Here is a 25,611-nt window from a genome sequence, read left to right on the forward strand (position 1 = left end):
CCGAGAGCCACCTCGGGGAGGGCGCAGTGTCCACTGTCGTCATCAAGCGACCGCCGCGCCGGCCGGCTCCGGAGATCCCGGCCGGCGAGCTGCCCGTCGAGGCGCCGCCGGAGATCCCCGTCGGCGTCGGCGGTCGCTGGCAGCAGGCGCTGATGGTGCTGCCCATGCTCGGCGGCTCGGTGGCGATGGCGATGATGTTCGGTCGCGGCGGCGGCGCCTACTCGTACGTGGTGGGTGGCATGTTCGGCCTCTCCTCGCTGGCGATGCTGGTGACCTCCTGGGGCAGCGCCGGCCCGAAGAAGTCGGAGATGAGGGCCGCCCGCCGGGAGTACCTGCGCCACCTGACGACCCTGCGACGCCGGGTGCGGGAGACCGTCGCGGCGCAGCGGGCCGGGCTCTACTACCGGCACCCCGATCCCGGGCGGCTCTGGTCGACGGTGGACAGCCACCGGGTGTGGGAGCGCCGGCCGGTCGACCCGGACTTCGCCGTGGTCCGGGTGGGGCTCGGGCCGCAGACGCTGGCCACCCCGCTGGCGCCGCCGGTCACCCGGCCGCTGGAGGAGTTGGAACCGATGACCGCGGGGGCGCTGCGGCGCTTCCTCGACGCGTACTCGGTGGTGCCGGACCTGCCGGTGGCGCTCTCGCTGCGCAGCTTCGCCCGGGTCTTCCTGCGCGGCCTGGTGCGACAACTCCAGCTCGGCGCGCCTGACGCCGCGCAGCGACCTGGCGCCGGTTCGCCGGCCGCGCAGGCGCTGACCCGGGCGATGCTCACCCAGCTCGCCGTCTTTCATGCCCCCGACGAGCTGCTGATCGCGGTCTGCGCGGGGCCGGAGCGGCGGACGCTCTGGGAGTGGGTCAAGTGGCTGCCGCACGCCCACCACCCGAGCCGCACCGACGCGCTCGGTCCGGTCCGGCTGGTCACCAGCTCCGCCGCCGAGCTGGAACGACTCCTCGACGAGGTGCTGGCCAGCCGGTCCCGGTTCAGCCCCGCCGGCCCGGCCACCGATGGCCCGCACGTGGTGGTGGTCCTCGACGGGGGCGACCTGACCGGGGCCACCGGCCTGGTCGGCGACGGTGGCATCGACGCGGTCACCGTCCTCGACCTGGACACCCCGCCGCCCCGCCTGCTCGACCGGTACGCCCTCCTGCTCGACCTGGCCGACGGCCGGCTGCGGTCGCACTCCGCCGAGGGTTCCGCCGAGGTGGGCACCGCCGACGGACTGGACCTCGCCGACGCCGAGGCGGTCGCCCGCCGGCTCGCCCCGCTGCGGCTCGCCGGCACGGTACGCGGACCCGACGCCCCGCCCGGCGCCGAGCCGGGCCTGCCCGAGCTGCTCGGCATCGGCGACCCGGAGAGCTTCACCGCGGAGCAGGGCTGGGCGCCCCGGGCCGGCCGGGACCGGCTGCGGGTGCCGATCGGGGTGGGCGCCGACGGGGGCGCGATCGAGCTGGACCTCAAGGAGTCGGCGCAGGACGGGATGGGTCCGCACGGCCTGCTCATCGGCGCGACCGGCTCCGGCAAGTCGGAGCTGCTGCGTACCCTGGTGCTGGGGCTGGCCGCCACGCACAGCTCGGAGCAGCTCAACTTCGTTCTGGTCGACTTCAAGGGCGGCGCCACCTTCGCGCCGTTCGAACGGCTGCCGCACACCGCTGCGGTGATCACCAACCTGGCCGACGCGCTGCCCCTGGTCGACCGGATGGTCGACGCGATCAACGGCGAGCTGATGCGCCGGCAGGAGCTGCTGCGCCGGGCCGGCAACTTCGCCAGCCTGCGCGACTACGAGCGCGCCCGGGCCACCGGCACCCCGCTGGCCCCGCTGCCGTCGCTGCTGCTGATCTGCGACGAGTTCTCCGAACTCCTCTCCGCCAAGCCGGACTTCATCGACCTGTTCGTCCAGATCGGCCGGTTGGGCCGGTCGCTCGGCGTGCACCTGCTGCTGGCGAGCCAGCGGCTGGAAGAGGGACGCCTCCGGGGACTCGATACCCACCTGTCGTACCGGATCGGGTTGCGGACCTTCTCGGCGCTGGAGTCGCGGACGGTGCTCGGGGTGCCGGACGCGTACGAGCTGCCCCGCACCCCCGGCCACGGCTACCTGCGCGCGGGCACCGACCCGCTGGCCCGGTTCAAGGCCGCGTACGTCTCGGCGCGGCACGTCGTCGCGGCGGCCCGGCGGGCGGGGCCGACACGGGTAGGGCCAGGCTGCTGACCTTCACCACCCATTTCGTGCCGGTGCCCGAGCCGGCCGCCCCGGCCACGCCGCCCGCCGCGGAGGAGGCCGCCGAGAGCCTGCTCGACCTGCTCGTCGGGCGGCTCGCCGGGCAGGGGCCGCCGGCGCACCAGGTGTGGCTGCCACCGCTGGACACCGCTCCCACCCTCGACGAACTGCTCGGCCCGATCGGGGTCGACCCGGTACGCGGGCTCACCGTCGGCAACCCGGAGCTGCACGGTGCCCTTCAGGTGCCGGTGGCCGTGGTGGACAAGCCGTTCGAGCAGCGCCGGGACCTGTTGTGGCTGGCCCTGGACGGGGCGGCCGGCCACGTGGCGGTGGTGGGCACCACGCGCAGCGGCCGGTCCACCGCGCTGCGCACGCTGATCTGTGCGCTGGCGCTCACCCACACGCCGGCCGAGGCGCAGGTCTACTGCCTCGACTTCGGCGGCGGGACCCTCGCCGCGCTGCGCGACCTGCCACATGTCGGCGGCGTGAGCGGGCGCGCCGACGACACCGCGGTACGCCGGACCGTCGGGGAGATCGCCACCCTGCTGGCCGAGCGGGAGCGACGCTTCGCCGAGGCGGGCGTGGAGTCGATGGCGGCCTGGCGACGGCGGCGGGCCGCGGCGCTGGCCGGCGGACAGCCCGGCGTCGACCCGTTCGGCGACGTGTTTCTGGTGATCGACGGCTGGAACAGCCTGCGCGGCGACTACGAGGACCTGGAACCGCTGGTCACCGAACTGGCCACCCGGGGCCTGGCGTACGGGGTGCACGTGGTGGCGAGCGCGCTGCGCTGGTCGGACTTCCGGCCGGCGATCCGGGACCTCTTCGGCTCCCGTCTCGAACTGCGTCTCGGCGACCCGGCCGACTCGGTGGTGGTCAAGCGCGCGATCGCGGCGACCGTGCCGGAGAAACGGCCCGGACGCGGAATCACCGCCGACGAGCTGCATTTCCTCACCGCCGAGCCCCGGGTCACCGGCCTGGGCGGTGAGGCCGCGGACCTGGTCAAGGCGGCCGGGGCGTGGTCCGGCCCGCCGGCGCCCCGGGTGCGGCTGCTCCCGCCGGTGCTGCCGTACACCGCGCTGGACCAGACCGCCACCAGCGGGCTGGCCATCCCGGTCGGGGTGGCCGAGGCGGATCTGCGCCCGGTGGTGCTGGACTTCGCCACCGAGCCGAACTTCGTGGTCTTCGGCGACGCCGAGTGTGGCAAGTCGTCGTTCCTGCGTGCGCTGGCCACCTCGATCGTCGGCCGGTTCACCCCCGAGCAGGCGCGGGTGATGCTGGTGGACTACCGGCGCAGCCTGATGGGGACGATCGAGACGCCGCACCTGATCGGGTACGGCACCGCGGCGCCGCACACCACGGAGCTGGTCGAGTCGGCGGCCGGCTATCTGCAGGGGCGGATCCCAGGACCGGAGGTCACCCCGGCCGAGCTGCGCAGCCGGTCATGGTGGACCGGCCCGGAGCTGTTCGTGCTGGTCGACGACTACGACCTGGTGGCCGGCGGGCCGACGAACCCGCTGCGCGCGTTGGAGGAGCACCTGCCGCACGCCCGGGACGTCGGCCTGCACCTGGTGCTGGCCCGCCGCACCGGCGGGGCCGGCCGGACCTCGTACGAGCCGATCATCCAGCGGCTGCGGGAACTCTCCACTCCCGGCCTGGTGATGTCCGGCGGCCCGGAGGAGGGACCGCTCGTCGGCCAGGTGAAGGCGGGTCCGCTGCCGCCCGGCCGGGGCCGGCTGGTCACCCGCCGGGAGGGCGTACGCCTGGTGCAACTGGCCCATCTGCCGCCCGGCTGAACGCTTCGCCGACTTGCACCGTGACATACGGGAAAACCGGTAATCTCCGAGCAGCATGTTTCGGTCGCGATGAAATGGCTGGGGACTGTGACCAGGGATCGGCAGGGAGCCTCGACCGCGGTCCGGCGATTCGCCGGTCGCGCGCTGCTCGGCGTGACGGCCGTCGTCGCCACCGTGGCCGGTCCGCTGGCCCCGCCCGCGCACGGGGCCCCGCGCCCGTACACCGTTTCGGCTCGTCCGGTCGCCACGGCACTGCCGGCCTGGCTGGCCCGCGTGGACACGACCGTGCGGGTGGACCAGGTCCGCGACGAGCAGTGGCAGCTCGAAGAGCTGCGGGCGAAGACCGCATGGCGTACGTCGACCGGGCGTGGCGTGGTGGTCGCGGTGATCGATTCCGGGGTGGACGGTTCCCACCCGGACCTCGCCGGCCAAGTGCTGCCCGGCATCGACCTGGTCTCCCCCGACGGCGCCGACGGGCCGGACCCGGTGGGGCACGGCACCACGGTCGCAGGTCTGATCGCTGGGCGCGCCGACGACGACCGCGGGGTGGTGGGGCTGGCGCCGGACGCCCGGATCCTTCCGGTCCGGGTGCTCGACGACGAGAACCGCTACGACGACGCGATGATCGTCGCCAAGGGGGTGCGCTGGGCGGTCGACAACGGCGCCCAGGTAATCAACCTGTCGCTCGGCGGCAGCGGGGACAGCCCGGCCCTGGCCGCGGCCCTGGACTACGCCTTCGCCCGGAACGTCGTCGTGGTCGCCTGCACCGGCAACCTGGCCACCTCGAACAGCCCCCGGGTCTGGTACCCGGCCCGCGAGCCGGGCGTGGTCGCCGTCGCCGGCCTGGAACGTGACACCCAGAACCTCTGGTCCGGTTCGATCACCGGTTCCGAGACCGTGCTCACCGCGCCGGCCACCGCGCTGTACGGGGCCCGCCCGCCCGCCGGTTACTGGCGGGTCCAGGGGACCAGCTTCGCGGCTCCGCTGGTCGCCGCGACCGCCGCTCTCATCCGGGCCCGCTACCCGCAGATGTCCGCCGGCGACGTCATCAACCGGATGATCAGCACCGCCCGGCATCTCGGCTCCCCCGGCCGGAACGACCGGTTCGGCTACGGCATGGTGGACCCGGTGGCCGCACTGACCACGGACGTGCCGCCGGTGGGGCGTAACCCGCTCGACGACAACGACTCCCCCGGCGTGGTGGGCTTCGGTCCGGCACCCGGCTCGGGCCGGGACGCCTCGGACACCGCCGGGCCGGGGGTCGACCCGTTCGCCCTCGCCCCTTCGCGGCAGCCGGACCGGTGGTCGGCCCGTCCGGCTGGCCAGGTCACCGACCCGGCGCCGAAGCAGCTCTGGGCCGGCCTGGCGCTGTTCGTCGCCCTGGTCACCGGTGCCGCGTTGGTGGTCCGCCGGTTCCGGCAGGCCCGCCGCTGACCCGGCACCGGGCTGATCGGACGCTGGGCTTCCGCGGTTCGCGCACCGCCATAGTGGCGCTCCCGCTGCTCGTGTCGTTCGCCCTGCTGACGCTGCTGGTGCTGGCCGCCTGGCCGCCGCTGTACCGGCTGGACGCCGCGGTGACCGACGCACTGCACCGGTACGCCCTCGACCACCCGGCCTGGGTCCGGCTGATGGCTCTCTGGAGCGACGTCTTCGCGCCCGGCCCGCTGCGGATCGTCGCCGGGGCGGTGGCCGCCTGGCTGCTGCTGCGCCGGCCGGCCTTCATTCGGTCCGGAGCGCCGTCCAGCGCCGCCGAATCATGGCCGCCGGCGCTCTGGGTGGTCACCACGATGACCGTCGGCGGCCTGCTCGGCGCGCTGGTCAAGGTGCTGGTCGGCCGGCACCGGCCGGAGCTGCTGGACCCGGTGGCCCGGGCATCGGGGTTCGCCTTCCCGTCCGGGCACGCGCTCAACGCCACCTTGGCCGCCGGCGTCCTGCTGCTGGTCTTCCTGCCGTTCGTCCGGGACCGACGGCCGCTGCGCTGGGCGCTGTGGACCGGGGCGGTGCTGGTCCCGGTGGTGACCGGGCTGAGCCGGGTCGCGCTGGGCGTGCACTGGACCAGCGACGTGGTCGGTGGTTGGCTGCTCGGGCTGGCGGTGCTCGCCGCGACGACGGCCGCCTTCGGTGGCTGGCAGGCCCGGACCGGTCGCCGGCCTCCGCGTCTCGTCCGCGAGGGCGTCGAGCCGGAGCTGGCCGAGCCGAACCCGGAGGGCACGCCGACGTAGTCCACTACTCGCGAACCGGCGCCGCCGGGCCGCTCAGGTGCAGTCGCCGGTGCCGACCGCCCGGGTACGCTCCGCGCCCGTGAGGGCCACCGGCCGGGCCTCGGCGGCGGTCACCGCGAAACCGGTGTTCGGGTCGTCGGCCGCCGCAGCGAAGATCACCCCGAGCACGAGCCCGTTCGCGGAGACCAGCGGGCCGCCCGAGTTGCCGCTGCGGACCAGCGCCCGGATCGTGTAGATCTCCCGGGTCACGTCGCCCGAGGCGTAGATGTCCGGCCCGGTGATCCGGTCGACGTCCCGGATCCGGGCCGGGCGGGCGTCGTACGGGCCGTCGAGGGGGTAGCCCAGCACGATGGCGTCCGCCCCGGTGCCGGCCTGGCCGGCGGCGAAGCGCAGGGACGGCCCGGGCAGCCCCGGCACGTACAGCACGGCCAGGTCCCGCTGTGGGTCGTAGACGACCACCTCGCCGTCGTACCGCTGGCCGCGCAGCTCCACCGCCACCGTACGGGTGCCCGCCACCACGTGCGCGTTGGTCATCACCCGGTCGTCGGCGTACACGAAGCCGGAGCCCTCGATGCGGCGGGCGCAGCTCGGCGCGGAGCCCAGCACCTTCACCACCGACCGCTGGCTGTTCGCCACCACCTGCGAGCCCTCCAGCGCCGGGTCGGGCGGGGAGACCTGGCGGGCGCGGGTCGGCGAGAGTTTGCCGAAGACGTCCGGGAAGCCGTTGGTGTCGACCGTGTCGCGCAGCGCGGTGGAAAGCTGCTGCGCCTTGTCCGGCAGGATCCGGTCGATCACGGTGAGCAGGGCGCTGTTGCGCACCGAGGAGGCCACCCAGGGCACCGACGACGAACCCAGTGGCACCGCGACCAGCCAGACCACCAGCATGACCGCAAGGACCGAGACGAGCGCGCCGCCGATGTCGTCCAGCCGCTTGACCAGGTCGTTGGTGATGGTCTGGCGCAGGTGCGAGCCGACCCAGCCGGCCAGCGCCTGCCCCAGCACGGCAATCCCGAAGATCGCCACTAGGGAGATCAACACCCGGATCCCACTGTCGGCGAACTGCCGGGCGACCAGCGGGCCGACCTGGAGGCCGACCAACACGCCCAGGAAGAACCCGGAGAGCGACAGCGCCCCGATGGCGAAACCCTGGCGGTACCCGCTGATCGCGAACACGAGCATGAGCAGGAGCAGTACGAGATCCACGACGGACACCCGTCAAGGGTACGGGCCCCGGGCGCGGCGTGGTCCACCGCTCACAGAACGTGATCTTCAGATCAACGAACGGCGCTCTCGTCGACCGCGTCGGTGCCGGCCGAGGGTGCCGGGGCGGCCCCGGTCGGCGGCAGCTCCACCACCCGGGAGCGCGGCCACGGCCGGGCCCAGCCCCCCATCTCCAGCAGGGTGTTGAGCACCCCGGCGGTGAAGCCCCAGACCAGCATGCCGCGCACCGAGAAGGCCGGGCCGATCCAGCCGCTCGGATGGCGTACCCGCATCCGGTTCTCCGGGTCGACCAGCTCGCTGACGGGCAGCCGGGCGACGTGCGCCACCTCGGCCGGTTCGCACGGACGCACCGGGTGCGGGGCGTGCCACCAAGCGAGCACCGGGGTGACCACGAAGTCGCTGACCGGGATCCACAGCTTCGGCAGTTCGGCGAGCACGGTGACGCTGGCCGGGTCGAGCCCGACCTCCTCGTTCGCCTCCCGCAGGGCGGTGGCGCTAGCGTCGGCGTCCTCCGGGTCGGCCGCGCCGCCGGGAAAGGCCGGCTGCCCGGCGTGGTTGCGCAGCGTGGCGGCGCGCTGCAGGAGCAGCACGTCCGGGCCGGCCTCCGCCGCCTCGCCGAGCAGCACCAGCACCGCGCTCTCCCGGCCGCCGCTTTCCGGGGTGGTGAGCCGGGTGAAGTCCTCGGCGCGGGCGGTGCCGAGCCGGCCGAGCAGCGGGTCCAGCCAGGCCGGCGGCTGCCGGGTCACGATCCCTGCTCCGTCCGCACCTCCACGCCGAGGTGCTCCCGGACCAGGTCGGCGAGGCGGGCGTCGTCCAGCGCGCCGGTCGCGTCGGTGTGCCGGATCCGGCCGTCCGCGTCCACGAGCACGGTCAGCGGAAAGGCCTTGCGTTCGAGCGCCTGCTCGAACGCATCTCCCTGGTCGACGAGCATGGGGAAGCGGATACCGAAGTCCTCGCCGAGGGACTGGGCCGAGTCGCGGCTGTCCCCGCTGTTCACCCCGATCACCTGGAACCGGCCGGCGGCCAACTCGCTGAGCCGCTGGAAGGCGGGCAGTTCCTTGCGGCAGGGCGGGCACCAGGACGCCCAGACGTTGATCACCGCAGGGCCCTTGATGTCGCGCAGCGCGACCGGAGCCCCGCCGGTGAAGCAGGGCAGGGCCAGCTCAGGCAGCGGCTTCCTCGGGCTGGCGTCGGGTGCCGGGACGGCCGAGGCCGGCACGGCGGTCAGCGTGGCGCAGTCGGCGAACGGCGAGGGGCGCTCCGGCCGGGCGGCCGGGGCCGGGCCCGTCGGCTGCTCGGCGGTGGCGGTGCAGCCGGCGATCGCCAGCAGCGGAACGAGGAGGTACGAGAGCCGCCGGTTCACGGCACCTCCGCCGCGACCGCCTGCTGCGGCACCAGATCCGGGTCGATGCCGACCGCCACCGCGAGGTCCCGGGCGCGCGGCCCCTTCAGCAGCTTGGCCGCCAGCGCCGGATCGGTCGGCCCGGTCCCGTACGACGGGCAGAGCTTCACCAGTGTGCAGGCGCCGCAGGCGGGCTTGCGGGCGTGGCAGACCCGCCGCCCGTGGAAGATGATCCGGTGCGACAGCATCGTCCAGTCGCGCTTCGGGAACAGCGCGCCGACGGCATGCTCGATCTTGACCGGGTCGGTCTCGGGGGTCAGCTTCCACCGGTGCACCAGCCGCTGGAAGTGGGTGTCGACGGTGATGCCGGGGACCCCGAAGGCGTTGCCGAGGATCACGTTGGCGGTCTTGCGACCGATGCCGGGGAGGGTGACCAGGTCGGTCAGCCGGCCCGGGACCTCCCCGTCGTACCGTTCGCAGAGCGCGCGGCCAAGGTTGATCAGCGAGCTGGTCTTGTTGCGGTAGAACCCGGTGGGCCGGATCAGCTCCTCCAGCTCGGCGCGGTCCGCCCCCGCGTAGTCGGCGGCGGTGCGGTAGCGGGCGAAGAGCTTCGGGGTGACCTCGTTGACCTTCTTGTCGGTGCACTGCGCCGACAGGATGGTGGCGACCGCCAACTCCAACGCGTTGGCGTGGTCGAGTTCACAGTGCGCGTCGGGATGGGTCTCGGCCAGCACCCGACCGATCCGGCGGGCACGGCGCGTACGGCCGAGGTCGGTCTCGGGGGAACTCGTGGTCACGCCGGCCAGCCTACGTCGCGCGGGCGTTCTTTCGGTGGGGCCCACACGCCGGGCGGCCGGACTAGGCGTCCGGCGTGGTGATCCGGCCGTCCGCGTCGAGCTGGGCGCTGGTCTTCAGGAAGTCGGCCTGGCTCAGTTCCCGGACCAGCCCGAGGCCGCGGTGCTGCCGGTCGATCGCCGGCCGCCCCACGCCGTCCATCGCCGTCGAGGTGAACTCACCCTCGACGAAGCTGCCGTCCGCCGCGAGCGAGACCTTCAGCACACCGCCCCAGCCGAGCCGGCCGGAGCTGTTCAACGACTTCCCGCCGCCGGCGAAGTTACCCAGGCTGTACGCGATCAGCCGCCCCTGGTAGAACTCCATGCCGCGCAGCACGTGCGGGCTGTGCCCGATCACCAGGTCGGCGCCCGCGTCGATCACCGCGTGCGAGAAGCGGATCGGGTCGCCCCGGTTCTCCCCGAGGAACATCTCGGTGCCCGACTTGACGTGCGTCTTGTCGGCGCCCTCGGCCCCCATGTGCACCTGCACCACGACCAGGTCGGCCTGCTCGGCGGCCTGGGCGACCACCTTCTTGGCCGCCGCGATGTCGGTGAGGCTGTTCGACCAGGCGTATGACGAGAAGCCGAGCACGGCGATCTTCACGCCGCGCACCTCGACCATGGTGATCTCGCCGGGCGCTCCGGTGTGCTTGAGCCCGTGCGCCTCCAGCGCCGCCTGGGTGTTCTCGTAGCCCCGCGGGCCGTAGTCGTTAGCGTGGTTGTTGGCCTGGTTGAGCAGGTGAAACCCGGCGTCGCGCAGGTGCGCCGCGTAGCCGGGGGGTGCCCGGAACTGGTAGCAGTTCGTCGAGTTGGCCGCGCACTTGCCGGTGCCGGTGTCCTCGGTGAGCGGCTCCTCCAGGTTGCCCATCACCAGGTCGGCCTTGAGCGCGGCCTGGACGTCGTCGAAGAAGCCGTTTCCCCCGTCGACCGGCAGCCGGGACGGAGCGTTGCCCATGATCACGTCGCCGGTAGCGGCGAACGAGACGGTCGTCGGCGACCCGCCCGGCGGGCTGGACGGGGTGGTGTCGGTGGGGGCCGCCGAGCCGGTGGACCCGCCTCCCTCGCCCGGCTGCCAGACCGGCCCGCTGCCGGCGGCATCGCCGCAGCCGGCCGCGAGCAGGGCGAGCAACAGCATGCCGAGGGGAGCGACCAGCCGACGACGGGGGCGAGCTGCGGAGGGGGCGGGAGTGTACATCGCCCGCGACGGTACCGTCCCGGGAACGTCCTGACGATGGCCGATCGGTCGGCGCTGCCCGGCCGGTCGAAGGGGCCTCCGTTGGGCTCAGCCCGCCCTGCGGTCGGACCAGGGGACGACGACGCCGGCGCCACCGGCCCGGACGGCCGCGTGCACGGCCCGGGCCAGCGGGGCACCCCAGGTCGACCGGGGGCCGCCGTACGGGGCGGGCTCGCCGTCGGCCGGACAGAGCACGGTGACCGCGTCCGTGGGGGTGCCGGTGGCGGGCAGCCCCAACTCCCAGATCGCCTGCGCCTTCGCCTCGGCGGCCGTGGCCACCGCGTTGACCAGGGCGGCCTCGCCGAGCCGGACCGGGACGTGCACCACGATGTTGACCGTGCCGACGCGCTGGGCCGGGGTGGCGGGCGCGGGCGCGGCGGCCCAGACCGGGGTGCCGAGCCCGACGGTCGCCCAGACCCGCACGCCGCTGTCGGTCCGGCTCATCACCTCGGCCACGTCCACCCCGGTCAGCAGCCCCACCCCGGGGCCGGCCAGGCCCAGGCCGTCGGCGAGCTCGGCCAGGTGGTCCGCCGGGTCGTCCCGGTCGTACGACATCGGCACGGTCGCGTTGACCACCCACCGGCGTACGCCGAGCCCGCCGCCGAGCGGGGCGGTGCTGACCGCCAGCAGCGGCGCCTCGGCCCGCCAGACCAGCAATGGGATGTTCCATCCGTCCTCGTCACGGGTGGTCAGGAAAGGCTCGCTCAGCACGTCGCAGAGCCTACGATCCGAGGGGTGCACCTCTGATTTCCACTCACGTGCGCCTAGACTGGCGGCGCGCGAGGGATCAGCGGACGGCGGACCCGGCCGACGGACGGCATGCGCAGGTGGAGGTGCGCGATGGACGAGGTACTGGCCCGCAGCGGGATCTTCCAGGGTGTCGACCCGGAGGCTGCCGAGGCGCTCGCCAAGGAGATGGAGACGATCGAGGTTCGCAAGGGCGAGGTCGTCTTCAACGAGGGCGAACCCGGCGACAGCCTCTACATCCTGCTCTCCGGCAAGATCAAGGTGGGCCGCCGCGCGGCGGACGGCCGGCAGAACCTGATCGCCGTGATGGGCCCGTCGGACATGGTCGGCGAGCTGTCGCTCTTCGACCCCGGTCCGCGTACGGCGACGGCGACCGCGGTGACCGACACGCGGCTGGTGCGGCTGCGCAAGCAGGCCCTGCGGCCCTGGCTGAACAACCGGCCCGAGATCGCCGAGCAGCTGCTGCGGGTGCTCGCCCGCCGGCTGCGCCGGACCAACGACTCGCTGGCCGACCTGATCTTCACCGACGTGCCGGGTCGGGTCGCCAAGAACCTGCTCCAGATGGCCGGCCGGTTCGGCACCCGCGACGGCGGCGTGCTGCGGGTTACCCACGACCTGACCCAGGAGGAGATCGCCCAACTGGTCGGTGCCTCCCGGGAGACCGTCAACAAGGCCCTGGCGGACTTCGCCTCGCGGGGCTGGCTGCGGCTGGACGGAAAGAGCATCATCATCCTCGATCCGGAGCGCCTGGCCCGTCGCGCGCGGGTCTGACCCGCCCACCCGGCCGGGTTCCCTCTGCCCACCGCAGAATCGCTGGACCGGGACCGATCGGGTCGAGGACGCTGGGGCGATGCTCGAACGTGTCGCGGTCCTCTCCGACATTCACGGCGTACTGCCGGCGCTGGAGGCCGTCCTGGCCGAGCCGGACGTGGCCACGGCCGACCTGATCGTGCTCTCCGGTGACCTCGCCGCCGGCCCGCAGCCGGTCGAGGTGCTGGACCTGCTCGCCACCCTCGGCGACCGGGCCCGCTGGGTGGGCGGCAACGCCGACCGTGAGCTGGTCGAGGCCCGGGCCGGCAAGACATCGCCGTTCGAGATCTCGAACTGGGCCGCCAGCCAGCTCCGGGACGACCAGGTGGCCCGGCTGGCCGCGCTGCCGCTGACCGTCACGCTGCCGGTCGCCGGCCTCGGCGAGGTGCTCTTCTGCCACGCCACGCCCCGGAACGACGAGGAGGTCGTGCTGGTCGACTCCCGGCTCGACCGCTGGGCCGAGGTGTTCGCCGCCCTGCCGGCCGAGGTCGGCACGGTGGTCTGCGGGCACACCCACATGCCGTTCACCCGGCTCGTCGACCGCCGGCTGGTGGTCAACCCGGGCAGCGTCGGCATGCCGTACGGCGGGGCGGGCGCCTGGTGGGCCCTGCTCGGCCCGGGCGTGCAGCTGCGCCGGACCGGATACGACGTGGACGCCGCCTGCGCCCAGGTGTCGGCCGGGTCGACCTTCCCGGAAGCCGCCGCCTGGGCCGACGAGTACCTGCGCTCCCGCCACTCGGACGCGGACGCGCTCGTCGCCTTCGGCCCCCGCGACGGCCGCTGACGCCCGGCCCCGAGGCTCCGAGAAAAAGACAGTCTTGACTGTTTGTTTTGAGGGCGGCAGGGTGACCGCGTGAACGCCCTGCGGGTCGGCAACGCCTCCGGCTTCTACGGCGACCGGTTCAACGCCTGGCGGGAGATGCTCGACGGCGGCGAGCTGGACGTGCTTACCGGCGACTACCTCGCCGAGCTGACCATGCTGATCCTCGGTCGGGACCGGTTGCGCGACCCCTCACTCGGCTACGCGAAGACCTTCCTCCGCCAACTGGAGGGCTGCCTCGGCACCGCGCTCGACCGCGGGGTGCGGCTGGTGACCAACGCCGGCGGGCTCAACCCGGCCGGCCTGGCCGCCGCGCTCACCGCGCTCGCCGACCGGCTCGGCCTCCGCATCCGGATCGGGTACGTCGAGGGCGACGCGCTCGACCGTCCGGACGCGCTGACCGCCAACGCGTACCTGGGGGCGTTCGGGATCGCCGCCTGCCTCGACGCGGGAGCGGACGTCGTGGTGACCGGCCGGGTCACCGACGCCTCGCTGACGGTCGGCCCGGCCATCGCCCGTTTCGGCTGGGGCCGGGACGACCTGGATGCCCTGGCCGGGGCCACTGTCGCCGGGCACCTGATCGAGTGTGGCGCGCAGGTCACCGGCGGCAACTTCAGCTTCTTCACCGAACTGCCCGACGGCGGCCACCGGCCCGGCTTCCCGATCGCGGAGATCCATCCGGACGGCTCGGCGGTGGTCACCAAGCATTCCGGCACCGGGGGTGCGGTCACCGTCGAGACGGTCACCGCCCAACTGCTGTACGAGGTGGGCGGGCCGGCGTACCTCGGGCCGGACGTGGTGACCCGGCTGGACACGGTGCGGCTGGGCCAGGACGGCCCGGACCGGGTACGGATCACCGGGGTCCGAGGCACGCCCCCGCCGCCCACCCTCAAAGTGGGCGTCGCCAACCTGGGCGGCTTCCGCAACTCGATGACCTTCGTGCTCTGTGGGCTGGACATCCCGGCCAAGGCGGCGCTGGTCCGGGGGCAGTTGGCAGCGGCGGTCGGCACGGAGGGGCTGGAGTTCGTGCTGGCCCGTACCGATCATCCGGACGCCAGCGACACCGAGGCGGCGAGCGCCCTGCTGCACGTACACCTGCGGGACAGTGACCGGGCGCGGGCCGGGCGGGCCTTCTCGGCGGCCACGGTGGAACTGGCGCTGGCCTCCTACCCGGGTTGCACGCTGACCACCCCGCCCGGCGAGGCGACGCCGTACGGGGTGTTCACCGCCGACACGGTGCCGCAGGACGCGGTCGCCCACGTCGCCGTGCTGCCCGACGGCACCCGCCTGCCGATCCCTCCCCCGCCCCGCACGTGTTTGCAGGGGTCCCCTGTACAACAGAATCCGTTGACAGGGGGCCCCTCCTTACACCCGACCCGGCGAGGGGCGCTCGGGGAGTTGGTGGGGGCGCGGTCGGGGGACAAGGGCGGGGACGCCAACCTCGGCGTCTGGGCCCGGACCGATGCGACCTGGGCCTGGCTGCGCGGCTGGCTCACCGTCGAACGGCTGGCCGAGCTGCTGCCGGAGACCGCCCCGCTGGCCGTCGAGCGGTACGAGCTGCCGAACCTGCGTGCCGTCAACTTCGTGCTCCGGGGGCTGCTCGGCCCGGGGGTGGCCGCCTCCACCCGGTTCGACCCGCAGGCCAAGGCGCTCGGGGAGCTGCTCCGCTCCCGGAGCGTCGACCTGCCGGCCGACCTACCCGGGAGCGGCCGGTGACCACGCTGGGCAGCGCGCTCGACCCGTCCTCACCGGCCTACCAGGCCAACCGGGAGGCCCTGCTGGCCCGCCTCGCCGAGCTGGACGCCGCGCTCGACCAGGCGCGGGCCGGCGGCGGCGGCAAGTACGTGACCCGGCATCACCGGCGCGGCAAGCTGCTCCCCCGGGAGCGGATCGAGTTGCTGCTCGACCCGGACAGCCCGTTCCTGGAACTGTCCCCGGTGGCCGGGTACGGCACCGACTTCCTGGTCGGGGCCAGCGTGGTGACCGGCATCGGGGTGGTCGAGGGCGTGGAGTGCCTGGTCGTCGCCAACGATCCGACCGTACGCGGCGGCGCGGTGAACCCGTGGTCCCTCGCCAAGACCCGGCGGGTCGGCGAGATCGCCCTGGCCAACCGGCTGCCGATGGTCAACCTGGTCGAGTCGGCCGGTGCCGACCTGCCCACCCAGGCGGAGATCTTCATCCCGGGCGGCCGGGTGTTCCGCGACCTGACCCGGCTCTCCGCGGCGCGGATCCCCACGGTCAGCGTGGTGTTCGGCAACGCCACCGCCGGCGGCGCGTACGTGCCCGGAATGTCGGACTTCACCATCATGATCCGTGACCGGTCGCAGGTCTACCTGGCCGGGCCACCGCTGGTGAAGATGGCCACCGGCGAGATCACGGACGACGAGCCGCTGGGCGGGGCGGTCATGCACGCCACCCGGTCGGGCCTGGCCGACTTCCTCGCCGAGGACGAGCGGGACGGCATCCGGCTGGCCCGGCAGTGCGTACGCCGGCTCAACTGGCGCAAGCAGGGCCCGCCACCGCGTAATCCGGCGCCCCGGCCGCCCAGGTACGACCCGGATGAGCTGCTCGGCATCGCCAGCGCCGACCTGAAGGTGCCCTTCGACCCGCGCGAGGTGCTCGCCCGCGTCCTCGACGGCAGCGAGTTCGACGAGTTCAAACCGGCCTACGGCAGCGCGCTGGTCACCGGCTGGGGCGAGCTGCACGGGTGGCCGGTCGGTGTGCTCGCCAACGCCCGGGGCGTGCTGTTCAGCGAGGAGGCGCAGAAGGCGACCCAGTTCATCCAGCTCGCGAACGCCGCCGACACCCCGCTGGTCTTCCTGCAGAACACCACCGGCTACATGGTCGGCACCGAGTACGAGCAGCGCGGCATCATCAAGCACGGCGCCCTGATGATCAACGCGGTATCGAACTCGACGGTGCCGCACCTGACGGTCAACCTGGGTGCCTCCTACGGTGCCGGCAACTACGGCATGTGCGGCCGGGCGTACGAGCCGAGGTTCCTGTTCACGTGGCCGAACGCGAAGTCGGCGGTGATGGGCCCGGCGCAGCTCGCCGGGGTGCTCTCCATCGTGGCCCGGCAGGCCGCCGCCGCCCGAGGCCGGGACTACGACGAGGACTCCGACGCCGCGATGCGGGGGATGGTCGAGCAGCAGGTCGAGTCCGAGTCCGGGGCGCTGTTCCTCTCCGGCCGGCTCTACGACGACGGGGTGATCGACCCTCGGGACACCCGTACCGTCCTCGGGCTCTGCCTGTCGGCCATCCACAGCGGACCGGTCAGGGGCGCCGACGGCTTCGGCGTCTTCCGGATGTGAGGGGTGGCCCATGATCAGTCGGTTGCTGGTGGCCAACCGGGGCGAGATCGCCCGCCGGATCTTCGCCACCTGCCGGGCGCTCGGCGTCGAGACGGTCGCCGTGCACTCCGACGCGGACACCGCCGTGCCCTTCGTCGCCGAGGCCGACCGGGCCGTACGCCTGCCGGGTGACACGCCGGCCGAGACGTACCTGCGGATCGACCTGTTGCTGGACGCGGCCCGCCGGGCCGGCGCGGACGCCATCCACCCCGGCTACGGCTTCCTCGCCGAGCACGCCGGGTTCGCCGCGGCGGTGACCGACGCGGGGCTGACCTGGGTCGGCCCGCCCGCCAAGGCGATCGCCGCGATGGGCGACAAGCTGGCGGCGAAGGCGCTGCTCGCCGACGCGGGCGTGCCGATGCTGACCACCTGGACCGAAGCCGACCAGGTGACCGACTTCCCGGTGCTGGTCAAGGCGGCAGCGGGCGGCGGCGGGCGGGGCATGCGGGTGGTCCGCGACGCCGCCGGGCTTGCCGAGGCCCTCGCCGCAGCCCGCCGCGAGGCAGCGGCGGCGTTCCGCGACGGCACGGTCTTCATCGAGCGGTACGTCGAGCGCGGCCGGCACGTCGAGGTGCAGATCTTCGGCGACACCCACGGCACGATCTTGACCCTGGGGGTACGCGAGTGCTCGATCCAGCGCCGGCACCAGAAAATCGTCGAGGAGGCGCCCGGAGTCGTCCCGCCGCAGGTGCGGCAGCGGCTGCATGAGGCGGCGGTGGCCGCCGGCCGGGCGGTCGACTACGTCGGGGCGGGCACGGTCGAGTTCCTGCTCGCGCCCGACGGGGAGATCTACTTCCTGGAGTTGAACACCCGCCTCCAGGTGGAACACCCGGTCACCGAGGCGGTCACCGGGCTGGACCTGGTCCGGCTGCAACTGCTGGTCGCCGAGGGCGAGCCACTGCCGTTCGCGGCGGCCCCGCCGACCGACGGCCACGCGATCGAGGTACGCCTCTGCGCCGAGGACCCGGCCCAGGGCTTCCGGCCGGCGGCGGGGGTCCTGCACCGGTTCTCGATCCCCGGAGTGGCCGGGGAGTTCGCCCCGCTGCGCGGGCTCCGGCTCGACTCCGGCGTGGTGGACGGCTCGACGGTGAGCGTGCACTACGACTCGATGCTGGCCAAGCTGATCGCCTGGGCACCCACCCGTGCCGAGGCGGCCCGGGCCCTCGCGGGCGCGCTCGCCCGCGCCGAGCTGCACGGCATCGTCACCAACCGGGACCTGCTGGTCCGGGTGCTACGCAGCCGGGAATTCGGCGCCGCCGAGATCGATACCGGGTTCCTCGACCGGCACCCCGAGGTATTCGCCCCGCTGCTTCCGCCGGATCAGGTGCCGCTCGCGGCGCTGGCGGCGGCGCTAGCCTCGGCCGCAGGCCGCCGGGCAACCGCGCCGGTGCTGGCCGGGCTGCCCTCAGGCTGGCGGAACGTGCCGGCGTTCCCGCAGGTCAGCCGGTTCGGTGGCCCGGGCGGTGAGATCGAGGTCCGGTACCGGCTGGATCGGACCGGCGCACTCGCCGAGTGGTCGACCACGCCAGCCGCCGGTCTCGGCCCGGCATCCGAGGACGCCACCCCGGTCGGCGAGCCCGCACCGGCCGTGGCCCTGGTCGAGGCCGCCCCGGAGCGGGTGGTGCTGAACGTCGACGGGGTGCGGCGCGGGTTCCGCGTACACCGGGTGGGGTCGGAGGTCTTCGTGGACGGCCCGGACGGGGCGGCGAGCCTCACCGAGCTGCCGCGTTTCCCGCCGCCCACCGCGAAGCTGGCCGCCGGGTCGCTGCTCGCGCCGCTGCCCGGCGCGGTCGCCCGGGTGTACGCCGAGGTCGGCCAGCGGGTCGCCACCGGTGACCTGCTGCTGACCCTGGAGGCGATGAAACTCGAACACCCCGTGCTCGCCCCGGCCGACGGCGTGGTCGCCGAACTGCCGGTGTCGCCCGGCGGCCAGGTCGACACCGGGGCCGTGCTGGCCGTGGTCATGCCCGTTACGGAGGCCCCTTGATGAACTTCGACCTCACCCCCGAGCAGGAGCAGCTCCGCGACGCCGTCCGCATGCTGGGCCGCCGGTACGGCCACGACTACTACGTGGCGAAGGCGAAAGCCGGCGAGCACACCACCGAGCTGTGGCAGGAGGCCGGCCGGCTCGGCTACCTCGGCGTCAACATCCCCACCGAGTACGGCGGCGGAGGCGCTGGCATCACCGAACTGGCCATCGTCTGCGAGGAACTGGCCGCGGCCGGCTGCCCGCTGCTGCTGCTCGTGGTCTCCCCCGCCATCGCCGCCACCGTGATCAACAAGCACGGCACCGACGAGCAGCGCAAGCGCCACCTGCCCGGCCTCGCCGACGGTACGCGGAAAATCGTCTTCGCGATCACCGAACCGGAGGCCGGCTCGAACTTCCACCGGCTCGGCACGGTGGCCCGCCGGGACGGCGACGACTGGCTGCTCACCGGCCGCAAGTGCTACATCTCCGGGGTCGACGAGGCGCAGCACGTCCTCGTCGTGGCCCGGACCGAGGACTCGGCGACCGGCAGTCTCAAGCCGGCCCTGTTCATCGTGCCCACTGACGCGACCGGGCTGACCCGCGCCAAGCTGGACATGGAGATCGTCTCCCCGGAGAACCAGTTCCTGCTCTACCTGGACGACGTCCGGCTGCCCGCCGACGCGCTGGTCGGCGAGTCCGTGGACGCCGGGCTGCCGGCGCTCTTCACCGGGCTCAACCCGGAGCGGATCACGGTCGCCGCGATGGGCGCCGGCACCGGCCGGTACGCGATCGAACGGGCCAGCGGCTACACCGCCACCCGAAAGGTGTGGGGCGGCCGGAGCATCGGCACCCACCAGGGCGTCGCGCACCCGCTCGCACACGCCGCCGTGCAGGTCGAACTGGCCCGCCTGATGGTCTACAAGGCGGCCACCCTCTACGACGCCGGGCGGGACCTGGAGGCCGGCGTCTCCGCCAACATGGCCAAGTACGCGGCCGGCGACGCCGCCGCGCTCGCCGTGGACACCGCCATCCAGGCGCTCGGCGGGGCCGGAATGACCACCGAGTACGGCGTGGCCACCCTGCTCGGCGGGGTCCGCGCCGGCCGGATCGCCCCGGTCAGCCGAGAAATGATCCTCAACTTCATCGCCCAACACGTACTCGGTCAGGACAAGTCGTACTGACCCGCTGTCTGGTCTGGCTCAGCAGGGAACACCCGCAGCGCAGTGGCGGCGACGCAGGTAGTCACGCCGTTGGACGCTACGAACTTGATGACGTAAACGAATCGCCAGAGGGCCTGATTCGCATACGTCATCAGGCGTGGCTTGGCAGGTCGCGGCCCTGAAGGCCGGGCTGCGGATCGGTGACAGCTGAGCAGGTCGACACACCGGGCAATGCCAACTGGGCTGCCACAAATCATGGGCCCGAACACGGGCCCGAGCACGGGCCCGCGCGCGAGAGGGTGGCGGGGGACACCGTGAGCGGGGCAGTGCGGGCGGCCTCGCGCTGCGAAGATCGATTCCACGACCAACCACTATGGGGGATGTTCATGGACAGAAGGTCGATCCTCAGGGCGGCGGTGGCCGGTGCGATCGCGGTGCCGGTCGCCGGGCTGCTCGGCGCGGTGCCGGCCGAGGCGGCGACGCACTACGTGATGGCGACGGAGCAGGCCAGTGGGCGGATCCTCCGCTTCAACCCCGCTTCCTGGACCAGCGGTACGGTGCTGTGGCAGGCCCCGAGCCGCACCGGCACCTGGACGAACCTGTCGGACGTCAAGCGCCGGGCCACCGCCAAGTGGGGCAACGTCATGCTGGTGACCGCCTCGGGCGCCGGTGACTACCGCGGCCAGGTGGCGATGATCCGCGAAAGCTCGATGAGCTCGTCCAAGACCGGCGGCATCGTCTGGCAGGCCACCGTCACCGGCAACCCGCACTCGATCGAGCGGATCGCGACCCAGGGTGCGATCGTGGTGGCCACCACGAAGGGGTCCAACGGCGCGACCAGCGGCGGTGGGCTGCACCTGTTCGTCCCCAGCAGCAACGGGGGGACCCCCGGCACCAAGGCGGTGCAGTTCATCAAGTTCCCCGGCGCGCACGGGGTGATCTACAACCAGAACGGCTTCATCATCGCCGTGGGCGACGGTGAGGTCCGCCTGTACGGGATCACGGGCAACGGCTCAAGCACCCGGCTGCAGTACCGGACGAAATACACCTTCAGCGACGGCACCGGCAAGGCGAGGATGGGTCACGACATCCTCCCCGACTACAAGGGTGGGGGCTACTTCTTCACCTCGTCCTACAAGGTGCGCACGCTCGGCCTGGTGTACGCCGGCAACAGCTGGCAGTTCACCGCGGTGAGCGTGGCGAGCAGTACGGCCCACGTGAAGGCGTACACCCGGCTGCCGAACGGGGTGAAGACCTGGATCGTGCCGGGTTCCGGCGAGGGTGAGTGGAGCAAGACCATCCGCTTCAGCTCCGGTAACCACAGCAAGAGCGGCGCCCGCTTCTATCGGGTGCGTTACTACACCACCGCGTTCGCCTGATCGGCCCGGGGTGCGGCGGGTGCCTGATCACCCGCCGCACCCCGGGTGCCCGTCAACGGACGGTCAGCGTGCCGGTCAGCGGCAGCGGCGCGACCACCGGCGGGAGCCGCTTCGGCTCGCCCCGGCGCGGCTCGCCCTGCTGGGCGAGGGCGCTCTTCGACACCGTCGCCCGCTCGTCCGGCCCCTCCGGGTCGTCCGGGTCCTCCGGCCAATCCGGCCCGTACACGAACGGCTGGGAGTCACCGGTGCACACGGTGCCCTTCGCCGGCAGCTTCACCTTGAGCAGGTACCTGTCGATCGCGCCGGTCACACAGTCCGACGTGCCGTACGCGGTGTGCCCCCAGCTGTCGCTGCTGAGCAGCCGGCTGTTCGGCAGCAGCTTCGCCGAGCTGACCGCGCCCTTGTAGTTGGTCGCCGGGTCCCAGAAGTTGCCGACCACCAGCACCGGGGCGCTGGTGCGCCGGTTGAACGGCCCGGTGTAGGCGTTCTTGTCGCGCACCGTCCAGGTGTTGCGGGCGCAGGACGACGTGGCCCAGGCCCACTCCCGGCCGAAGTACGGGGCTCGCTTGTCCTCGGCGGCGACGAGCTTCGGCCAGGAGCTGGCGTTCTTCGGGTGGTACGCGTCGGTGCAGTCCACCGTCAGGAACGTCTCGTACCCGTTGTCGTACGGGAAGTCGTACCCGCGCTGCTGGCGGGCCTTCGCGGCGCGCTTCGCCAGCGCGGTGCTGGCCTGCGCCCGGACGGGCGCGGGGGCGGCCGGGTCGGTCAGCTCCAGCAGCCACTGGGTGAGGCCGACGATGTCCATCCAGCCGTAGGGGCTGTAGAGCGCGCCGAGGGACGCGTCGACGAAGTCGGCGTAGCTGACCGTGAACGTTCCGAAGTCCGGGTCGTCGATCACCGCCGGCTTCTTGCGCAGCCGCTTCGCCAGCGTGTCGTACGCGGCGACCGGGTTGCCGGTGGACGCCAGCGAGCACTCATCCGCGCTGACCTTGCCGCAGCGGGTGAGGATCTCGCGCAGCGCCTTGTACGCGCCGTCGGCGCTGCGCAGCCGGGTCTCCTGGAGCTGGTTGCGGGCCTTGCCCTTACCGACCCAGGCGTTCGGGTTGAGCACCCCGTCGACCACCAACGCGCGGACCCGATCCGGGAACATGTTGGCGTAGTACTGGCCCAGCGCCGTGCCGTAGCTGAAGCCCAGGTAGGTGAGCTTCTTGTCGCCGACCGCGCGGCGCAGCACGTCCATGTCGCGGGCCACCTCGGCGGTGGACGCCGCAGCGGTCAACGGCTTGCCGGTGGTCGAGCAACCCTTGCCGACCGCCTTCGAGGAAGCGATGTACGCCTTCTCCTCGGCCTTGGTCCACGGGAAGGCGACGTTCAGCCCGGCGTACGCCTTGGTCTGGTCCTTCACCGAGCGGAAGCACTTGATGTTGTCGCTGTTAGCGACGCCACGCGGGTCGACACCGACGATGTCGAAGCGGTCGAGCAGGCTGTCGCTCAGGAACCAGGGCGCGGCGAGCGCGATGCCGGTGCCGGAGCCACCCGGGCCGCCCGGGTTGATGAAGAGGCTGCCGATCTTGTGCTTCTGGTCGCGGGCCTTGACTCGCAGCACCGCGATCTCGGTGGTCGCGCCCTTCGGCTTGTCATAGTTCCGCGGCAGCCGGACGGTGGCGCACTGGGCGTAGCCGTAGCACTTGTACCAGCGGAGCTTCGGGGTCGGCACACGGTCGACGCGGCGGGCCTCGGCGGCGCTGGTCCGGTCGGACTTGGCTGCGGCGAGCGGCGCCGCGACGGCGGGCGTGATCGCCGATCCGGCTAGGAGGACGCCGGCTATCCCTGTTGCGATCAGGGACCGGATTGCACGTGGCATGTGGACGCCTTCCGGTGGGGAACGGGTCGGTCGAGAACCCCTCGACCTTCGTCACTCTAGGGAGCGCCAACCACCTGGGCTGCCCGTCAAACACAAATCGGTCCTCTTTGTCATCAGCCTGGCGCTTCACGGTGTCGCGTTTCCGCTTCGCGCGTTGACAAGGGACCGTCCCCAGTCATGCTTGTCGAATGAGTTCCTTTCCGAAGCCTGACGCGCGGACGAAGGCCGCCGTCGCGTCGCTGGCGGCGGTGGCGGCGCTCGTGACCCTGGTGGCCTGGCGCCCCAAGGGCATCCTCTCGGTGGTTCTGGCCCTGATCTTCGTACTGCTCGGGATGGTCGCCGGGGTGCTGGTGGCCGCCGCCCGGCAGGCACGGGTCGGCGAGGCGCCGGGCGAGGACTGGCCGGCGCTCGGTGGCTACGGCGTGGACGCCGACACGCTGGAGGCGCTGGACCCCCACGCGGTGCTGAACCTACGGACGTCGGGCGGCTACGGGGTGGACGCCGACACGCTGGACGTGATCGATCCCCGGGCGGTCCGGCAGCAGCAGACGGCGCACCGGCTCAGCGGCCGGTGAGGGTGGGCACGGCGAGCGCGTCCACGCCCCGACCGGCCAGGCAGCGATAGCGGCGGTCCACGTCCGTCCCGGACGGCGGCAGCACCTCGAGGTTCCAGCCGGTCGACTCGTCGATGCCGCTGACCAGCCGGAAGGTGCCGACGTTGCAAACCTGTTGGACGGCCGAGTCGGCGGCCACCGCGGCGTGTCCCGCCCCGACCAGCGCCGCGGGCAGGTCGCCCACGACGTACGTCTCCCAGGTGTGCCGGCCGTCGCACGGCACCCGGGTCGCCTCGGCCCGGTCCCGGCGCAGCCGTACCGGCCCGAAACACTCCAACTCAGACACACAGCGGGCACCCGTCGGCAGACGTACCCCCTCGGCGGCGCAGCCCGGCAGGGCCTTCGGCCCGTTCGGGTCGGCGATCGCGCTCCCCATCGACGTCGGCAGCCCCAGGCCCGGCAGGCCGCTGGCGACCCAGGCGCCCACGCCGGCGGAGGCGGCCAGCGCGAGCGCCCCCGCGCCACCGCGGAGCCAGCGGCGCGCCCACCGCCGGTCCCGCGCGGGCACGGTCGGGCCGTCCTCCTCCGCGGCCGGGCGCGGCGCGGGCTGCCCCTGCCGGCCGGCGGTGTACGCCCCGCCCGTGCTCCGATCACTGCCGACCGGGGCACCGAAGTAGGGCACGCCGCTGGCTGGAACAGCGCCCGGATCGACCGGGAGCGCGGCGAGCAGGCCGCGCAGTTCGACGGCGGACGGGCGTTCTCCCGGGTCGTTGGACATGCCGAGCCGCAGCACGTCGATCAGCTCGGTCGGCACCCCGGGCAGGTCGGGGATCGGCTGGTGGAACATCTCCAGCAAGGTGACCAGGCTCGGGTTGCGCTCCGAATGCCAGCGCGGCGGCCGGCCGTGCATCACCGCGTACAGGGTGGCGCAGAGCGCGTAGACGTCGACCGCCGGCGACGGCGGGCTGTTGTTGAACATCTCCGGCGGCGCGTACGCCGGGGTGAGCACCTCCAGGGTGACCGAGGCGTCGCGTACCTCGGCGAGCACCGCCAGCCCGAAGTCGGCCAGCACCGCCGGGTTGAAGTGCGAGTGGAGGATGTTGGCCGGCTTGACGTCCCGGTGCAGCACCCCGGACGCGTGGGAGTGGGCGAGCGCGTCAGCGATCTTCACGCCGAGGTCGCAGGCCTCCACCGAGCCCAGCGGCGAGCTACGCATCCGCTCCGCGTACGACCCGTCGCAGAGCTCCATGATCAGGTAGGGGTGCTGGTCGACGGTGACCCCGACGTCGAAGAGATCGACCACGTGCGGGTGGGAGGACATCCGGCCCGCGGCCCGTGCCTCGCGCAGGAAGCGGGCCTGGTCCCGCTCGCTGTCCAGCGGGCGATTCTCCACCTTGACCGCGACCTCGCGCCCCACTGAGATCTGCGTGGCCCGGTAGACGGTGGCGTAGCCCCCTCGGGCAAATACCTCTAAATCGGTCAGACCGGGGACGATGGGCAGCCGCAGGGCGCCGGGCGGGGTCTCGGTCACGGCTCGAAAATACCCAACGATCCCGGTCGCTCAATGCGCCGGATCGGCCGCCGGCACGGAGCCCGCCCCGGCGGCGGTGTCGTCCGGCGCACCGGCAGGGGCCACCCGGCGGGCGTCCCACCAGAGGGCGGCGGCCGTCGCCACCGCACCCAGCCCCTCCCAGGCGGCCACTCCGAAGAAACGGCCCGGAGCCACTTCGGACAGCACCGCGATGCTGAAGACGCTGAACGTGACCAGCCGGAACCACACCGTGAACCGGTAGAACGGCCGCCACTCGGTGGCGGCGGCGAGCAGGTAGTAGACCCCCATGTTGAAAGAGGCCATCGAGGACGCGGTGAGGAACGTGCCGGTGTAGTCACCGGGAGCCCGCTCGGCCGGAATCTCGAAGCCCAGCATGCGCAGTTGAGCCTCCGGCCAGACCAGCCCGAGCGCGCCGAGCAGCAGCGCCAGGACCCCGAAGACCGCCATCGTCCAGCCGGCACCCGAACGCGGCAGCCTCATGTGTCCTCCCCACCCGCGACCCCTCGGCCCCCGAGGCTAGCCGCCACACCCGCCGCCCACAT

19 protein-coding genes and 1 pseudogene are annotated in these 25,611 nt (G+C 73.2%); 11 read left to right on the plus strand and 9 right to left on the minus strand.

What is annotated here, in order from left to right; all coding sequences use genetic code 11:
- Window positions 1-26 precede the first annotated feature (26 nt).
- The 3 genes and pseudogenes from eccCa to AB0C02_RS10215 all read left to right on the plus strand — a co-directional run bounded on the left by eccCa (window position 27) and on the right by AB0C02_RS10215 (window position 6,231).
- Window positions 27-4,009: pseudogene (eccCa, locus tag AB0C02_RS10205) on the plus strand (type VII secretion protein EccCa).
- Between the two features lie 69 nt (window positions 4,010-4,078).
- Window positions 4,079-5,443: a type VII secretion-associated serine protease mycosin gene (mycP, locus tag AB0C02_RS10210; RefSeq protein WP_357543214.1), complete on the plus strand. Its 1,365-nt coding sequence runs from the start codon at window positions 4,079-4,081 to the stop codon at window positions 5,441-5,443.
- A 23-nt stretch (window positions 5,444-5,466) separates the two neighbouring features.
- Entirely contained in the window at window positions 5,467-6,231 is a 765-nt protein-coding gene (locus AB0C02_RS10215; RefSeq protein WP_357543360.1) for a phosphatase PAP2 family protein, read from the plus strand.
- A 33-nt stretch (window positions 6,232-6,264) separates the two neighbouring features.
- On the opposite strand, the gene AB0C02_RS10220 is transcribed toward AB0C02_RS10215, so the two are convergent.
- From AB0C02_RS10220 to AB0C02_RS10245, 6 genes are all read right to left on the minus strand, one after another.
- Complete coding sequence (locus AB0C02_RS10220) at window positions 6,265-7,443, minus strand: MarP family serine protease (protein WP_357543216.1); 1,179 nt, start codon at window positions 7,441-7,443, stop codon at window positions 6,265-6,267.
- 62 nt (window positions 7,444-7,505) lie between these two features.
- Window positions 7,506-8,198 (minus strand): CoA pyrophosphatase, encoded by a 693-nt coding sequence (locus AB0C02_RS10225; RefSeq protein ID WP_357543218.1) that lies wholly within the window; start codon window positions 8,196-8,198, stop codon window positions 7,506-7,508.
- Window positions 8,195-8,815 (minus strand): TlpA disulfide reductase family protein, encoded by a 621-nt coding sequence (locus AB0C02_RS10230; RefSeq protein ID WP_357543220.1) that lies wholly within the window; start codon window positions 8,813-8,815, stop codon window positions 8,195-8,197. The genes AB0C02_RS10225 and AB0C02_RS10230 overlap by 4 nt, the downstream gene beginning before the upstream one ends.
- Window positions 8,812-9,591, minus strand: coding sequence for an endonuclease III (nth, locus tag AB0C02_RS10235; protein ID WP_357543222.1), 780 nt, complete (start codon window positions 9,589-9,591; stop codon window positions 8,812-8,814). The genes AB0C02_RS10230 and nth overlap by 4 nt, the downstream gene beginning before the upstream one ends.
- Before the next feature lie 61 nt (window positions 9,592-9,652).
- Window positions 9,653-10,822 (minus strand): CapA family protein, encoded by a 1,170-nt coding sequence (locus AB0C02_RS10240; RefSeq protein ID WP_357543224.1) that lies wholly within the window; start codon window positions 10,820-10,822, stop codon window positions 9,653-9,655.
- 87 nt (window positions 10,823-10,909) lie between these two features.
- Window positions 10,910-11,572 (minus strand): adenosylcobinamide amidohydrolase, encoded by a 663-nt coding sequence (locus AB0C02_RS10245; protein WP_357543226.1) that lies wholly within the window; start codon window positions 11,570-11,572, stop codon window positions 10,910-10,912.
- A 129-nt stretch (window positions 11,573-11,701) separates the two neighbouring features.
- Between AB0C02_RS10245 and AB0C02_RS10250 the strand changes: the two genes are divergently transcribed.
- The 7 genes from AB0C02_RS10250 (at window position 11,702) to AB0C02_RS10280 (ending at window position 21,099) form a co-directional block, all read left to right on the plus strand.
- Window positions 11,702-12,379 carry a Crp/Fnr family transcriptional regulator gene (locus AB0C02_RS10250; protein WP_007073398.1) on the plus strand — a complete coding sequence of 226 codons (678 nt, stop codon included), beginning with the start codon at window positions 11,702-11,704 and terminating at the stop codon, window positions 12,377-12,379.
- A gap of 79 nt (window positions 12,380-12,458) precedes the next feature.
- Window positions 12,459-13,202, plus strand: a complete 744-nt coding sequence (locus AB0C02_RS10255; protein WP_357543228.1) for a metallophosphoesterase family protein — start codon at window positions 12,459-12,461, stop codon at window positions 13,200-13,202.
- Between the two features lie 69 nt (window positions 13,203-13,271).
- On the plus strand, window positions 13,272-14,954 hold the full coding sequence (locus AB0C02_RS10260) for an acyclic terpene utilization AtuA family protein (RefSeq protein WP_357543230.1): 1,683 nt from the start codon (window positions 13,272-13,274) through the stop codon (window positions 14,952-14,954).
- Window positions 14,951-16,552 (plus strand): carboxyl transferase domain-containing protein, encoded by a 1,602-nt coding sequence (locus AB0C02_RS10265; RefSeq protein ID WP_357543232.1) that lies wholly within the window; start codon window positions 14,951-14,953, stop codon window positions 16,550-16,552. Before AB0C02_RS10260 ends, AB0C02_RS10265 begins: the two co-directional genes overlap by 4 nt.
- Before the next feature lie 10 nt (window positions 16,553-16,562).
- A complete protein-coding gene (locus AB0C02_RS10270; protein ID WP_357543234.1) occupies window positions 16,563-18,578 on the plus strand; it encodes a biotin carboxylase N-terminal domain-containing protein in 2,016 nt (671 codons plus the stop codon).
- Complete coding sequence (locus AB0C02_RS10275; RefSeq protein ID WP_357543236.1) at window positions 18,578-19,741, plus strand: acyl-CoA dehydrogenase family protein; 1,164 nt, start codon at window positions 18,578-18,580, stop codon at window positions 19,739-19,741. The genes AB0C02_RS10270 and AB0C02_RS10275 overlap by 1 nt, the downstream gene beginning before the upstream one ends.
- 365 nt (window positions 19,742-20,106) lie before the next feature.
- Complete coding sequence (locus AB0C02_RS10280) at window positions 20,107-21,099, plus strand: hypothetical protein (RefSeq protein WP_357543238.1); 993 nt, start codon at window positions 20,107-20,109, stop codon at window positions 21,097-21,099.
- Between the two features lie 52 nt (window positions 21,100-21,151).
- Here AB0C02_RS10280 and AB0C02_RS10285 read toward each other — a convergent pair whose 3' ends face one another.
- On the minus strand, window positions 21,152-22,963 hold the full coding sequence (locus AB0C02_RS10285; protein ID WP_357543240.1) for an alpha/beta hydrolase: 1,812 nt from the start codon (window positions 22,961-22,963) through the stop codon (window positions 21,152-21,154).
- 188 nt (window positions 22,964-23,151) lie between these two features.
- Here AB0C02_RS10285 and AB0C02_RS10290 point away from each other — a divergent pair, with 188 nt between their 5' ends.
- Window positions 23,152-23,538 carry a hypothetical protein gene (locus AB0C02_RS10290; protein WP_357543242.1) on the plus strand — a complete coding sequence of 129 codons (387 nt, stop codon included), beginning with the start codon at window positions 23,152-23,154 and terminating at the stop codon, window positions 23,536-23,538.
- Here the strand turns inward: AB0C02_RS10290 and AB0C02_RS10295 are convergent.
- Both AB0C02_RS10295 and AB0C02_RS10300 read right to left on the minus strand, forming a co-directional pair.
- Window positions 23,525-25,048 (minus strand): serine/threonine-protein kinase, encoded by a 1,524-nt coding sequence (locus tag AB0C02_RS10295; RefSeq protein WP_357543244.1) that lies wholly within the window; start codon window positions 25,046-25,048, stop codon window positions 23,525-23,527. The two genes, AB0C02_RS10290 and AB0C02_RS10295, sit on opposite strands and share 14 nt — an antisense overlap.
- A gap of 30 nt (window positions 25,049-25,078) precedes the next feature.
- On the minus strand, window positions 25,079-25,549 hold the full coding sequence (locus AB0C02_RS10300) for a hypothetical protein (RefSeq protein WP_357543246.1): 471 nt from the start codon (window positions 25,547-25,549) through the stop codon (window positions 25,079-25,081).
- Window positions 25,550-25,611 lie beyond the last annotated feature (62 nt).

This window comes from Micromonospora sp. NPDC048999 (assembly GCF_040649295.1).
In the GTDB taxonomy this organism is placed as follows: Bacteria; Actinomycetota; Actinomycetes; order Mycobacteriales; family Micromonosporaceae; genus Micromonospora.

Coding starts and splice junctions, on each gene's coding strand:
- AB0C02_RS10280 (WP_357543238.1), top strand. CDS start 20,107: ATGGACAGAAGGTCGATCCTCAGGGCGGCGGTGGCCGGTGCGATCGCG.
- AB0C02_RS10290 (WP_357543242.1), top strand. CDS start 23,152: ATGAGTTCCTTTCCGAAGCCTGACGCGCGGACGAAGGCCGCCGTCGCG.
- mycP (WP_357543214.1), top strand. CDS start 4,079: ATGAAATGGCTGGGGACTGTGACCAGGGATCGGCAGGGAGCCTCGACC.
- AB0C02_RS10240 (WP_357543224.1), bottom strand. CDS start 10,822: ATGTACACTCCCGCCCCCTCCGCAGCTCGCCCCCGTCGTCGGCTGGTC.
- AB0C02_RS10285 (WP_357543240.1), bottom strand. CDS start 22,963: ATGCCACGTGCAATCCGGTCCCTGATCGCAACAGGGATAGCCGGCGTC.
- AB0C02_RS10270 (WP_357543234.1), top strand. CDS start 16,563: ATGATCAGTCGGTTGCTGGTGGCCAACCGGGGCGAGATCGCCCGCCGG.
- AB0C02_RS10275 (WP_357543236.1), top strand. CDS start 18,578: ATGAACTTCGACCTCACCCCCGAGCAGGAGCAGCTCCGCGACGCCGTC.
- AB0C02_RS10250 (WP_007073398.1), top strand. CDS start 11,702: ATGGACGAGGTACTGGCCCGCAGCGGGATCTTCCAGGGTGTCGACCCG.
- AB0C02_RS10255 (WP_357543228.1), top strand. CDS start 12,459: ATGCTCGAACGTGTCGCGGTCCTCTCCGACATTCACGGCGTACTGCCG.
- AB0C02_RS10300 (WP_357543246.1), bottom strand. CDS start 25,549: ATGAGGCTGCCGCGTTCGGGTGCCGGCTGGACGATGGCGGTCTTCGGG.